Source organism: Paenibacillus sp. sgz302164 (assembly GCF_056120505.1).
Window position 1 is genome coordinate 290,751 of sequence record NZ_JBVYOL010000005.1, and the last position, 14,871, is coordinate 305,621.

Genomic DNA, 14,871 nt, shown 5'->3' on the forward strand with positions numbered 1-14,871 from the left:
GATATGACCGTGCATCCGGATTGCCAATCAGCAATCTATTAACTTAATCAACGGAAGTAAAGGGAATAAAGTATGAACAGACTATGGCGTAACTTGGTGAGAGAAGCTTGGGGTGGAATCATGCGGGAATTCCTGTAAGGAAAGAAACAACTTGATGCATACAGCAAGCAGAGAATGGGGAAATCAGTATTTCAGCCGCGCTAGCTGAGGGAGTTTAAACCATTAATATTCCATATTGTACCATGAATTTACAAATGAGAAAAGCAAATATTTACAACGTCATCCGGTAAAATCCAGCGTTTCGCCTTACAACGCGCAGCAAGATTCGTGCAAAAGAAAGACCACTAGCATCCAATGATGCTAATGGTCCTGCAATCAAAATTTTCGTCTTCTCGGCCCAAAATACCTACTTATTGTATATTCGATACATAAGCATTGCCGTTTCTGCCCTCGTTGCGTTCCCAAGCGGATTGATTCCGCTGCCGTCTCCGCTTATAATTCCGTTCCGGATAAGCGCAGATACGCTTTGCTTCGCATAGGGTGCGACTTCCGAGCTGTCGGCAAATCCGGAAAGATGGTCCTCCGATCCTGCTGCAATCTGTTTTTTCGCCGCCTTCAACGCGCGCTCGATCAATACCATCATATCTTGACGGGTGATCGCAGAACTCGGGCTGAATTGGTTCCCGCCGACTCCGGCGGAAATTCCCAGCTTCCGGGCAATCGCTACCGCTTCGGCGTAGTAGGCTTTGGAGCTGACATCTGCAAATTGGCCGTCTGCCTTGGCGGTCAATCCAAGCGTGCGAACCAAAAGCTGGACGAAATCGGCTCTCGTAATGTTTTCGCCGGGATCAAAGATATCGTTCGAAGTACCCTGAATGACTCCTTTAGACGCCATGACCTCGACTGCATGTTTGGCCCAGCCGTACTCCGCCAGATCGCGGAAAGACTTATGGACGTAGGCAACCGCATATCGGCCGAATTGCGTGGTCGCGAAGGTGACGGTTCCGGTAGCTGCATCATATTTTCCCGTAGGAACTGCTGTTATTCGTCCGTGTGCATCGACGTTCCAAACAGTAATATGCTCCGAATTAGCAAGCTCTTCGGCGGAAGGCGTATAAGGGATCGACACGAGTACCGGTCCTTCCGGGTTGTTCCAGGCAATGGCCGACCCATTCGCCGTCAAGGTAAGCTCAATGACCGGCTTGCTGCCGATCGCCACCTGTGCCGCCGCATCCAGGCCAACCGCATCGGCTTTCCCGATCGACAACGTAACGTCCGCAGTGCCCGTTCCGGCAGAAGCTCCTAACATGCCCAAAGGTACTGCGACAGTAGCGATTTCTGTTGCTACTGTGACTTGTTTGCCACCGGCTGCCGTCAGCGCCGAAGCCGGCAGGTTGACGATATAGCGATTTACTTCCGCTGTTTTCGGCACTTCAATCAGGGCAACCCCCGCCTCTTCAAAAGCCTTGTTCAAGGCTTGAGCATCGACAGTGACTTTGGCTGATCCTGTCTCAACAACAGGGGCTCCTATTTTCACCTTGCCGGGGATGCCGCTGACAGGCACTTCCGGTTCTTTGGGCGTGTTGGCCGATCCGGTCGAGTTCGATGTACCTCCGCTATCGCCTGTACTGCCATTACCGCCGCCTACCACCGTTATAGTGCTGGCCGCTGTCATTCCCCCGTCATCAGTTGTAGCTATGATGAGCGCAGTTCCGCTGGAAACTCCGGTAACAATAACGCTTGTTGTTCCTGTTTGCGCGTTATAAACCGCATACGTCACGGAAGCTACGCTTGGCGCTGAAGAGGTGAAGCGCACCGCTTTGTTGGTTGCGTCGCCAGGTGTGACGGCGGCCTCAAGCAGCGTCGTTCCTCCGACTTGCAGCAGGGCCGCGGCCATGTTGAGCGACACGCCGGTTACAGGTACTGCGCCTGCTTCCCGGACCGTGACCTGAGCCGTGGCGATCCTTCCGCCATCGACCGTAGTCGCGGTAATCGCAGCCGTACCGCTGACGATTGCGGTCACGGTTCCCGCGCCGTCGACGGTGGCGACCGCTTCATTGCTGCTGGACCACAGGACCGTCTTGTTCCCTGCAAGGTCAGGGACAACGGTCGCCTTCAGCTGTGCGGTCTGCCCGGGTTTTAGAGCGAGAGCCTGTTGATCGAGCGTCACGCTCGTCACTTCACTTGCCGCAGGTGCGACTTCAACCGGCAGCGTTCCGTTGATTCTCGTTAGCTCCTCCGCTGTGATCGGCAGCACCGTTCCGTGTCTCGGCGCCGGTGTCGGGAAACTGTATCCGCTTGAAACCGGAGTCCATACGCCCGATGCCAGATCGGTGGTGTAAAAAGGCTTGTAGCCTCCGCCGGAGAAGTAATCGATAAACAGATACCATTTGTTTTCTCCGTTCGCCTTGAACACCAGCGGTCCTTCTCCGGCAGGGATCGTTCCTTTGCCGATCCCTTCTTTGATCGTGGTGAAGCTGCCGAATATCGAGTCGCCGGATTCCTCGAATACCATCTTGCCGTTAGGCGAAGTCGCAGCGTTGAAATCGCGCTCATCCTTCGTAAATCTGTAAATCTTCCCGTTGTTTTCAATCATGGTCGTATCAATGACCGAATATCCGGGATTGAAGTACTCCTTGGCCTCCGTAAACGTATAAAAATCCCGCGTCTTCGCATACATAATTCTTTCATTCGGACTGCCTGACTTGGCGGCATCGCTGTACATCTTCGAAGCCCAAAAGACGACATATTCCCCGGTCGTTTTGTCATAGAACGCTTCCGGCGCCCAAGTATTTCCCGCCAAATCGGAAGATACTTTAACCAGTCTTTGATTCGACCAATGGATCAAATCCGACGATTCCCAAATCAACAAGGACGTGCTGCCCGTTGTTTGCGCCCGGGTCCAATCCCCGTTGCTGTAAATATTAAGATCCGTTGCGATCATGTAAAATTTATCGCCGTCCGGGGACCTGACAATGGAAGGGTCTCTGACCCCTTTTTCACCCAGTCGGGATGTAAATACAGGTTTGCCTTGGTTCAAATTGTTCCAGTGCAGCGGATCATTTCCCTTGCTCGCCGCCATGTAGAGCTGTTCGCCATCTTTCGTGCCTTCGCCGATAAAATAGGCAAACAGATAGCCTGCATAATCCGGCTTCACGGGCAGCATCTTCACATGAGCCAAAAACGCCTTGGTGAGAACCTCGTTATTCAACCTGAGCGTTGCCGTCAGTTTGATGTCCGCATCACCGGTACCCGCGGCGGGACGCTTCACCTCACCGGTCGGCGCAACGACGGCGGAGTCCTCGGAGGACCATGAAATCACGGAGCCGAACTCGCCTTGTACAGGCAGTGTCAGATTGCCGCGGACATCGCCGATGTTGTGAACCGTCAAATTCTCCGCATCGCGTTGTAATTTCTCGGCATCCGCAAGCTGCTTGATGACCGTCACAGCAAACGTTTTGGTTGCCGTCGCTCGGCCGTTGCTGATGGTCGCCGTCAGCATGACCGTTGCGTTGCCGTCGCTGGCTGCTGGACGTGTCACCGCGCCCGTCCGGCTGTTGATCACCGCTTCATTGCTTGAAGTCCAGGTGATCGCGCTTCCGTACGAACCTCTGGCCGGGAGTGTCAAGCTGCCTTGTACGGCGCTGGTATCCCCGAGCGTCAGGTTCATTTGATCCGCCATAAACATATCGCTCAGCTTGCTTTCATAGATCGCCTGAATTTCGGACTTCTCCAACGCTCTGCTGTATAAGCGGAAGTCGCTGACGTTGCCTTTAAAATAAGGGTCGCCATAATTGGGCCACGGCTTGCCGATAAAATTCGCATCGGTCGGTTCCAGACTGCTCGGCTTTTGAGCAACGTAATCGCTTTGTACGGCTGCTCCGTCCACATACAAGGTGGCGGTTCCGGTTGAGGCAGAATAAGTTACCGCAACCTGCCTCCAGGAATTGACGGGAATCGAACTGCTCGCTACCCCGCTCTCTCCGCTCCAGTTCGTAGGCGTAATGGAGTATCTGAACCTGCCGCTCAAAGTCGGCGCGAAGTAGATGTATCCATTTTTCGTATTGCTAAATGTAGCTAGCCATTGCGGCGCCGTTGCGGTTGCATCCAGCTTCATGAAGGCCGATATCGTCAAATCGTCGACCCCCTGGAGCAGGTTGTTCGGCATCTGTACATAGGCGCCGTTGTAACCTCCGCTTAATTGCAGCGAGCTGCCGCCAATGCCCGGTCCCCAGGCTGCGCCGTTTTTGAGGATACCGTCGTTCCCGTTCCCCGATGCGTCTGCCGCGGTAGTGCCGCCGGTTTCGCCCAATTTGTACCACAGCAGCATATCATTCTTTACCGTTACAGTTACTTGGTAGGTCTCGCCTTTGTATGCAACCTTAATGACTGCCGTTCCTTTGCGGAGCCCGGTCACCACTCCCGAACCGTCCACCGTGGCAACATTGGAATCCGACGATTCATACGCGGCTGAACCCGTCACATCGTCCACAGATCCGTCCGGATGAGTAACCGTAACTTTCGTCCTGTGGGTCTGGTTGAGAAATAGCACATAGGCGCGGGAGTCCAGGCCGACCGCATCCCCCGCTTTCAAAACGGTAACCGCAATGGTTTTGCTGTCCGTCGCAGCCCCTTTATGAATAGCTGCCGTTACATGGACCGTTGTATCAGCGTCGAGCGGTCTGGTTACCTTGCCGTCAGCGGAAATAATATCCGTGCGGTCAGAGCTCCATGTGACGTTCACCCCGGCCGCATAGACAGTCGGAAGTGTCAAGTTGCCGACCACAGTCGCAGTATCGCCCAAATCCAAGCCGTCTTTGACCGCCTGAACAGCCTCGCTGTCAGTCAGGGATTCGATCCATACATTTCTGATTTCACTGGCGGATAAAGCCCGGTCATATAAGCGAAAATCCGAAATTTGCCCTTTAAAGTATTGATCCGCAGGATAAGCAGGCTTGCCGATATAGTTGGCTACGGTCGCCTCCATATCTTTGGGAGAAACCGTTACATTTTTTCTTTCTGCAATCTTGTTTCCATCTTCATAAAATGTCATGGTAGTGCCGGACACGGTCACGGCGACATGTTTCCACACCCCTTTGGCAAGGGATGAGCCTTTCGACGCGTTTTGTTCCGCGGACCACCTGTCGTTCGTCATGCTGACGCGGGAATTGCCACTTCCGTCCGTCAACATGCCGAAATATTTGGTGCCGGGAGCCGAAGCGGGGTTTTCCGCCGAACCGAACGTGAAGATCCAGTAAGGATTCTTAATTGCCGGATCGATATACACATTCGTCGACACCGTGAGGTCCGTTATACCCGACAGCATCCCGTTCGGCATCTGAACGAAGCCGTCTGTTCCGTTTAACGCGCCAGCGCCAGCGCCGTTTTTCGCCGTTCCCCACGAAACGCCGCCGCTAAGCGTACCCGCATGGCCGTTTCCGGAAGCATCGCTAACCGTTGTCCCGCTGCCCTCATTGAACTTGTACCAAAGCTTCGGACCTGTGTTCTCCGATCCCGGAAGCGGTTTCACGTATCGGACGGAAATCCACCCGACAGCAGGCTTGTCGGACCCTGCCTTAACCAGTTTGACTTCAAGCTGGTCTGTTGTCACATCCGCGGTAAATTCCTTGATCTCCCGCTTGTCGCCGACCACGTAATTTTGTAGCTTGCGGTCGTTCTGAACGTAGATGTCCATCAATCTGGTCGGCGAATCCCAAGGATCGTCAAAGCCCATTCGCACATCGTACGTGCCAGGGGGGACTTCAAATTTATAAGCGATTCCTTTCCCGTTATCATTTCCGTCATATTGACGGATCGAGAGAAACGGGTCTGTTTCATCGCTCTTGGCCCAGGTGCGCCCGTCATCCGCAACATATCCCCAGGCTGCTCCGGTGACGGGATCCTTTCCGAAACTTTGATCGGGAACCGACTGTTTCGCGCCGAGTGTAACCCCGTTTTGCACAGTGGTCGCCCCTGCATCCACAAAATAGTATAGATTAGGATCCGCAGGGCCTACCGGTGTCGCCGTTTTCACGTCGGATGCAGGGCTTGAGGAACTGCCTCTAACCGTTGTCAACGCAAAATAGTACGGCGTGCCGTTCGTCAAATTTTCAACCGTGTAATGGTTGACATTTCCCGGCACAGAGATGTGGTGGGCAAGGTTCCCTTGATCCGTGCCATACGCAATGTCATAATCGGCATGAATGGTCTCGTCAAAATACAAAGTAACCTTGGAATCCCCTTCGGCTGCGCGTTTGATCGCCGGTTGAGCGGGAACGCCGGTATCTCGCTGAACGGTAAGCCAGCTAATCAAGGGCTTATTGCTGCCCTGTTTTATGATTTTTACGTCAAGCTCTCCATCCGTAACGGAAACGCCCACTACCCGCTTCACGTCTTGGCCCGCTCCGATCAAGTAGTTGGTAAGAACTTTTTGTCCTTCCACTTCAATATCCATCACCCTGTCGGCACTATCCCAAGGATCATCGAATCCCAGATCCAGATTATACAACCCGTTGGGCACTTCAAACCGATAGGCGAGACCTTTGCCGTTGGTGCTGCCGTCGTACTGGCGAATGCTGCTCCAGCGGTCCTCGGTTAGATTGGCCCAAGTTTGCGAATCGTCGGCTTCATAGCCCCACTTGTATCCGGTCACGGGATCCGCCCCGTAAGCTTGATCCTCCACTCCGTTCATGGAACCGAACGACTCGCCGTCTTCCAATTTATCCGGGCTCGAATCCCCCGCATCTACATAGTAGAGCAGCTGCGATACATCGACATCGTGCGGCGTACCCGATACGATGCTTGATTCGGTCTGAAGGACTCCATTCGTCGCCACAACCTTGAAATAATAAATCTGATTGTTGCTGAGCCCGGTTATTGCGGCATTTCCTCCGCTCGCAGCCGCTTGATTCTGCAAGTTATCGGATGCTGTGCCGTATTGCACCGTATAGGCGGTTGCCCCGTCGACTTCCGCATATTTCAAATCGATCCGATGGTTGCCGCTGCGAACCGTATTGATCTCCGGGGCTTTCTTCAAGTCACCCGGCCTAATCACCTTCATGTAGCTAAACTGCGCATCATCCCAGCTATGCAGTCCTACCATACCGCTGCTGTAAGTGGAATCCTGCACATCAAAGATCAGTTCATCATCCAGATAGGCCTGAATATGCGAACCGTCCAAAACGACCTTCAACTGGTACAGTTGGTTCAGCTTGGCCGAGAAAGCCTTCGATTTGGCCAGATTCGTGCCATTTTTCCGCAAGAACAGCGCGTCGTTCTCGAATCCGAAGGCATAGGCATGATTATAATCCGTACCGCGGAAAACAACTCCCCAGTCGGCGCCCGGCTCGGCGTGTTTGGCCGTAACGGAGATAGTGCCGTCAATCACCTTGACATTTTTAACGGATAGCTCTCCCTGGTTGTCTCCTCCGGATTGATGTTTCAACAGCCCGTTTTCCATCTTCCATACACTGACATCCTGATTATAGGGAATCAAGGAAGCGTTCTGAAAATCGTCTTCCCACGTAACGTTTTCCGCTTGAGGCATAGCCTGGATGCTTGCTGTCGGCTGCCCCGTTCCGCCCGTGCCTACAGAAGATACGCGGAAGGAATAGATTTGACCGTTTGTCAGATGATCGATCGTTGCGGAATTCGTAAGCAGCTGCGTCGTTGTCGGCGCACCGTTCCCGGTGTTCATTTCCAAAGCATACTTGGCAATGCCCGGCACCTCCGGGAACTCCAGTTGAACTTTGCCGTCGCCCGGAACGGCGATCAGCTTGCTTGGCGCTTGAACAGTCGGGGTTACCGTCATTTCGGTAGACAAAGCGCTGTAGTCCGCTCCGTCCTGCGCCTGGATCGCCAAGTAATAGGGACTGCCGTTGGTTAAACCTGTAATGACGCCTTTATACAAACCGTCCTGACCGGCGATTTCCACTGTGCCGTTGTACGTGCCGCTGGCGGTTCCCCATTTTGCCAAATAGTGCGGAACATGAGGATCGCCGGAGAATTGAATGCCGATCCCTCCATCAACGGGATTTGCGGACACCTGCTGCGGCGGACTTAGCACTGGCGTCACGGTTGCCGTGTCGGAAGGGGCGCTTTCACCGTTCCGGTTCACAGCTATTGCCTGCATATAATACGCAGCATGATTCTCCAGCCCAAGAAGCGTGTAGCTTGTACCTGTCACAGGACCGGCAGTCATATTCATATTATCCGGAGATTTGCCGTAGACGATTTTATAGCTTTCGGCTCCTGCAACCCCGTTCAGCTTGATATCCGCCGCTTTATTCAAGGGCTTGACGGAATCAATACCCGGCCTTTCCGGCGCTTGATCCGCGGGCACATAGCTGCCGTCCAACGTTACGATGGACCTTGCGGGGATTATGTACTGAAATGCGCCGTCCGCACCCGCCGTTACCATGTCGTGCTGAGCCAGGCTTTCGCTTGCGCTCGTCACAAAAGGCGTGAGATGGTATACTTTGTTTCCGCCCGGCAATTGATTGAGTTGAACGGTAACCGGCTTATCCTCATTCGTGTAGTTCACGTAGACGGAAGTGATTTTATGATTGCCCTCATGCAAATAAGCCGAACCCATCAACCCCTTGGGGTCATTCTCCGCAAGTCCGGTCATGGCGATCCGTTTGGCCCCCGGACGAATAAATTTGCTGTAATTGCCCAATGCCCATAACATTTTGGACGCATAGATCGATTGCTGATCGCCCGGTACGCTATAATCCGTATAAATCAGACCGTCCTTATAATCTCCTTTGGACACAGCCGTCCACCATTGCCAAGCGGATGCATTCGCAACAGACAGGTCATAATGAATCGTGCGCGCTATCAAAAGCGCCGGATCGATGCCTAAGTCCCTTCCGTTCCCCTGCATTTCGCCGACATCGCCGAGAACGCAGTACTCGCTCATCCAATAGGACGAACCCGGCAAAGTACTTTGCAGATTTTCCCACAGCAGCTTCCGCAATGCTCCCAGGCGGTCCCCGTTTTTGTCGGAAACCGTATCCGACCAATAGGAGTGGGAGACGATCTTGTTGTCGATTTTGGAAGCGATTTCAGGATTACCCAAAAGATCCTTGATATATTCCCGGTACTTGCCAACATTTAATTTGTTGCTTCCGCCCTGATATTGCTGTTTGTTATCGTTAGGATTTTGGGAGGAGGCCATAAATTGCGCATATTTGGCGTCATCAAGCAGGGCCAGGATTTCGACGCCTTCAGGAGCAGTGATTTTGGTATTGATATTTCTATTCTTGAGCTCCGCATAAAGACTATTAATGACATTGATAAAATCCGTGTTGTTATAGCGGTTCGCCTCTTGTCCGGCTCCGTTCCAATCCCACGTAGGCTCGTTGATGGGGCTGACATAATTAAAATGAATGCCTGACTTATCGAAATGGTCCACAACATCCGCCAAAAAACCGGCGAACTTGCCCTCGTAACCCGGTTTCAGATTCGTCGAGCCGACGGAAGCGTCCGGCTGTGCGTGCCCGTTCTTGGTCATCCATACCGGCGGGCTGTTCACAAATGCAATAAGATCCTTAACGCCTCTGTCATTCGCAGCTTTCAAAAACCATTGCTGTCCGCCCTGCTTCGACCAATCGTAAGCGCTATTGTCATCTTTCTTGAAGCTTTCCACCCTTCTCCATGGAATCGTAATAATACTTTCATCCGTATCGTTGGAGCCGGCTCCGATATTAAACCGCCAGCTTGATAAACCGATCCCTTTGTCCTGCGAAAATAATAAATCGGCAATCTTCTCCTTGTTGCTGTCAGACCATTCCTTTCCGATCGGATCCATGGACCACGCGTCTGATGCGCCAAAGTTGTCAATGGTTTGAAAAGTTGAACTCGCATCGATGCTCACTAAAGTTCTGCTGATATCTGCGGCATGTGTAACTGTCGGTGCAATAGGACTGGCAGCTACGAGTGCGGAAGTGACCAGCGCCAGGGTGCGTTTAAACATCTTTTTCCTCCTTCAGGTGTGTATAAGAACCAGCAGCGCTTGAAAACCACAATCCGGCTAATTCCGGAAATCACCTTTATTCAAGATAATTTATAGCTATTTATAGCTGAAACCTAACCCATTCACGATATAATTTCTTCTTCGAAAATTATAATTTTTTACGATTTCAATCGTCGGTCTCTCAGGCCCGGCAATACTGTAAGCGGCAAACCTCCGCAAAATCAACGCAAAAAAAACTGCTGCCCCAACGTCTGGAGCCGCAGTTTTGCTTAATTATGGAACCATCGCCATCGTAACTCAGGCTGACCAAGGAACCCGCGCCAGAGCCGATAGCACAATCCGCCTGGCGCGTACGTGAAGAAAACCTGCAAACATATGCTTGAAAAGAAACTATTCCTGCAATTGTGCAGGCTGCCCGAGAAAGTCGCGACACTTTGTTAGGATTAGGGGAAGCAGAGGGACCCTGATTTTGGGGGAACTGCTTTTCCCCGCCAGTGCCTCTCCCGGTATAGGTCGCGGAACTGCGCAAATGGGCAAAAAGCAGCTTGATAGGGAAAAAACCTGCGAAAGTACAGGTTTTTTCCCTGAAATTGGCCTATTTTGGCGAAAAACCTGCAAAATTGCAGGAATTTTCGCTGAAAGTGAACCTGAGCCCATGTCCCCGCTGAAAAGCCTGCACAATTGCAGGAATTGTTCGTGGACAGCGATCAAAGACGCAAATTCATGTATTTTTGCAGGTTTTCTTCGTTCAGCCGGGCAGATTGTAGTTATCGCCTCTGACGCGGGGGTTTTTGGGAAGCTTGATTTTTGCAGGTTTTCTTCGTGCAGCCAAGCAGATTGCAGCTATCTCCTCTAGCGTGGGGGTTTTTCAACAGCCTGAATTGTGCAGGCTTTTCACCGCCCACATGGACGCAGCCCCCCCTCGGCGCCAGAAATCCCTGCACTCTCGCAGGCTTTTGGACGGAAGCGCCTATCAGGCGGCCCGCTCGCTGAACCGTCCGGTGCATCCCGGCTGCGTGACGACACACAGCAACGGTTGCGGCGGGATTTGCGGCATAAGTAAGCCCTACCGCGCATGATACGGCTCGTCCCCTCCGGCGGACAGGCGGTTGTCGGCTCCCCTATTTCCCCGCCATTCTGGCGCCAATCTTCGCTTGAAAATGCCCCATGACGGCATTCGGTTCTTGCGGGAACTCACCGGGATGCCTACGGACGAGTTCCGGCACGAGATGCCCTCGGCCCGTCTCCTCCAGCCGCTTGATATACCCTTTGAGATACCCCCTGGCATGGAACGGTCCGCCCTCTTTCATCACCATCCACAACGGGTCGATCGCGTCGCTGTTCCGGCGCATCGCTTCGTCATGCCACTGGTTCAAATAATAGACCGCTTCCATGCAAACGTCCCGGTGCTCGGACGCAACATTGAGCTGTTCTTTAGGGTCTTCGGCAAGATTGAACAGCATCTCTTCGTCAAACAGATGGAATCCGTCATGATAAGACCGGATGTAGATCCAATCTCGAAAACGAACGCTTCGCTGGACGACATGGGCACATTGCGAAACGACCAAATAATCGCGACCGCAGTCGGCTCCTTCTTTCAGAACAGGGGCGTAGCTGACACCGCTCCAGTCGGGCACGGCCGGCGTCCCCAGCATGTCAGCCAGTGTCGGCAGCAGGTCCAGATGGTAATGCAGGCCGTCATCTGCGATTCCCTGCTTCATGCCCGGCCAACGAATAATCATAGGAATGCGGCATGTGCCCTGATCGGCGGTCGCATGTTCGCCGTAAATGCCCAATTGCCCCATATTCTCGCCGTGATCCGCAGAAATGATGATGATCAGGTCATCCATGACGCCCTGCTCTTCCAAAGCGGCAAATAACCGGCCAAGATGCTCATCCATATAACGGATGCCGCAATCGTAACCGTCAATCATCGTTCTCATGTCGTCCATGTTTTGAATTTCCCCGGGGTGCCGTGGGAAGTTCGGACTCGTTTCATTATTGTAGGTCTTGTTCCGAAAATCGATATTCAGCTCATTCGCGCTATGGGAACCGACCATTTGCTTATGCCTTTCCAGCACTTCCTCCGTCAACCATGCCGGCAGCGGCTCATTGGCGAACGGATTGCCGAATTCCATCGGTGCGCGGTAAGGCGTATGAGGATCCCAGTAATTGATATACAGGAACCAGTCATCTTTGCCTGCGTTGCGCCCGATCCAATCCAGAGCGACCGGCGTTACATGTTCGGCCGATTCGTTGCCATATTTGCCTGTATTAAGGATTTCGTTGAATCCGGCATAAAAATGAAAAGTCGAATGTCTTTGGGCAAAAGGACTAATTAACACCGTGTTCAAGTCGGCAGCCAGTCCCAAATAAGACGGGAGCGCACCTCCGCGCGTCAGCTTGCCCATCAGCTCGCGTTCCGTCCCTTCCAGCTTCATATCGCCGGCTGTACCGCCGTGGCCTACAAGACCGTTGATGATCCCGAACTTGCCGCTCATCAGCGCCGTCCGGGAAGGCGCGCATGGCGCGTCGGATGTATAATAATTGTTAAACCGCACGCCTTCGGCTGCGATTTTATCAATATTCGGCGAAGTATTCCGATGATAACCGTAGCATCCCAGATGATCCGGGCTCGTCGAATCCAAATCCAAAAATAATATTCTCATCTACCTCAACCTCTCCATTCATCGCTAAATATCTTTGCCCCATGGATTGTTCTGATCGATAATCGGCTCTCGAGTAAGTGCTCCCGTTGATTCCCACCAGCAATCCACTTCTTCCTTGAGCAGCCGGCGGATCCCCTCGAATTTCGGCCAGTTGGCAACATTTACATTCTCATCCGGGTCCTCTTCCAGGTCATACATTTCTTCGTAGCCCTCTTCGTAATAAAACACATATTTCCATCTCGCCGTCTGCACGCCCCGGAACGGATGGAATCCCCAGTACGCCTTGTAGTGCTCGAAAAATACTTTTTCCTCCGAAGGCCGTTCCTTCCGCACCATCGCGTTCAAAAACGAGCCGCCTTCAAAGCGCTCCCGTACCGGAAGCCCTGCCGCTTCGAGCAAAGTCCCCGGAACCGCAGCGCTTGAAACAAGATCGGGAATGACTTTCCTCGCCGGATCGAGACCGGGAACATAGAGGATCATAGGCACGTTATACAGCTCCTTGTACGGAATAACACCCTTTAAGCGCAGCCTGTGTGCCCCCTGCATATCTCCATGATCGCTGGTGAAAAGAATGGCCGTATTGTCCAGCAGCCCCTTCCTTTCGAGCCGCTCCAGCAAGCGGCCCAAATTCCGGTCCATCAGGCTCAGCATGGCCCGATAGCGCTGCGCATCGCACTTCACGATGTCCTCAGTCAGCGCCGACTCGGCTTTCGAAGCCCGCTCTTTTTGAAAAGCAGGCTTCGTGGATAAATCGTCGGCATAAAAGCTGTCCGGCACGGGCATCCGCTCCCTCGGAAATGCGGCGGCATCGCCTTCAAGAAGCTCGAAGGGACCGTCCTCCGGGGAATTCGGATGCGGCATATACCACGATACCGTTAAAAAGAACGCTTTCCCGCCATCGCGGTCCCCCAAGTAATTGAGCGCCTTCGCCGTTGTCTCGGCGTCCTTGCAGCTGTGAAACCGGGGATCGCCGTTGGCTCCGTCAAGCTGCAAGCCGTCCGCCCGGTAATCGGTGATTTGAAACCCGTAATCGGCTGGAGTATTGCCGAGATGCCATTTGCCGAAATACACGGTTTCATAGCCGCAGCTATTGAATTCCTTGGCGATTCCCCAGTCGCCGGGATCCAGCATATGACCGATATTATTGACGCCCACTTGATGGGGGTATTTCCCTGTCATCCAGGTAGCTCTTGAAGGCGAACATTGGGCTGACGTGCTGATAGCCCCTGTAAACCGTGCGCCCATCTGCGCCAGCCTGTCCAGGTTGGGCGTGCGATAGCTCGAATCGGCGCAGCTCATCGCCCGCATTTGCTGTTGGTCTGTCGTAATCATGACAATATTGCGCATCGCTGCATGTCTCCTCCTTCGGCTTAACCTTTGACTGAACCTACCATCATACCCTTATTAAAGTATTTTTGCAGGAAAGGGTAACAGAGGATAAGCGGCAAGGCTGTAGCCACGACGGCGGCCATTTTGACCGGCGGCCCGTATTCGAATCCCCCGATGTCTGTCGCCATTCCAGTGTCGGATTCAAGTAAAAATTGACGCAGGAAAGCTTGGACAGGCCATTTGTCAGCATCGTTTAGGTACAAAATCGCTTGGAAATAATTGTTCCAATGAGCTACTCCATACATAAGCCCGATCGTAACGAGTGAAGGTAAAGACAGCGGCAAAATAATGCGGAACAGCAACCGCCACTCGCCGCACCCGTCAATTCTGGCCGCCTCCTCCAGTTCCAACGGAACGCTGGCAAAAAAGCTGCGCATAATAATCAGCAGGAACGGGAAAATAGCGGCGGTCAAAAATAGCGCCCAATAACTGTTCAACAGGTGCAATTGCCGCACGACGAGATAAGTGGGAATAATTCCGCCGTTGAAAATCATCGTAAACAAGACAAGCAGATTCAGCACTCTTCGCCCCTTAAGCCAGCTCTTGGATAATCCGTAAGCCATAAATACGGTGAACAAGAGGCTTATCGCCGTCCCGCAAATCGTGATCAGAAACGTATTGCCGTAAGCATGCGTGAAATTTCGATTTTGCAGCAAATAGCCGTACGAGTTCAGCGTCCATTCATGCGGGAAAATAAAAAATCCGCGCGTCATAAATTCGCTTTTTGTAGAGAATGAACTGAACAGGATGTAGACGAACGGAAAGGCTACAAATAGAAAGCAGACCAGCAGCACCGCATAAATAAATGCGTCGAAGAGGATATTTGCTTTTTTCATA

The 14,871-nt window shown here is 52.7% G+C and carries 5 protein-coding genes; 1 reads left to right on the plus strand and 4 read right to left on the minus strand.

Features of this window, described 5'->3' with window-relative positions:
* Nucleotides 1-406: 406 nt before the first annotated feature.
* Nucleotides 407-9,976, minus strand: a complete 9,570-nt coding sequence (locus AC0LWT_RS10850) for a glycoside hydrolase (RefSeq protein ID WP_474681256.1) — start codon at nucleotides 9,974-9,976, stop codon at nucleotides 407-409.
* A 469-nt stretch (nucleotides 9,977-10,445) separates the two neighbouring features.
* On the opposite strand from AC0LWT_RS10850, the gene AC0LWT_RS10855 reads away from it, so the two are divergent.
* Entirely contained in the window at nucleotides 10,446-10,832 is a 387-nt protein-coding gene (locus AC0LWT_RS10855) for a hypothetical protein (RefSeq protein ID WP_474681257.1), read from the plus strand.
* A gap of 265 nt (nucleotides 10,833-11,097) precedes the next feature.
* On the opposite strand, the gene AC0LWT_RS10860 is transcribed toward AC0LWT_RS10855, so the two are convergent.
* Genes AC0LWT_RS10860 through AC0LWT_RS10870 form a run of 3 tightly spaced genes read right to left on the minus strand, consistent with a single transcriptional unit; the run spans nucleotide 11,098 to nucleotide 14,870 of the window.
* Nucleotides 11,098-12,645, minus strand: a complete 1,548-nt coding sequence (locus AC0LWT_RS10860; RefSeq protein WP_474681258.1) for a sulfatase family protein — start codon at nucleotides 12,643-12,645, stop codon at nucleotides 11,098-11,100.
* 24 nt (nucleotides 12,646-12,669) lie between these two features.
* On the minus strand, nucleotides 12,670-13,992 hold the full coding sequence (locus AC0LWT_RS10865; RefSeq protein ID WP_474681259.1) for a sulfatase family protein: 1,323 nt from the start codon (nucleotides 13,990-13,992) through the stop codon (nucleotides 12,670-12,672).
* Between the two features lie 23 nt (nucleotides 13,993-14,015).
* Nucleotides 14,016-14,870 carry a carbohydrate ABC transporter permease gene (locus tag AC0LWT_RS10870; RefSeq protein ID WP_474681260.1) on the minus strand — a complete coding sequence of 285 codons (855 nt, stop codon included), beginning with the start codon at nucleotides 14,868-14,870 and terminating at the stop codon, nucleotides 14,016-14,018.
* Nucleotide 14,871: the final 1 nt, after the last annotated feature.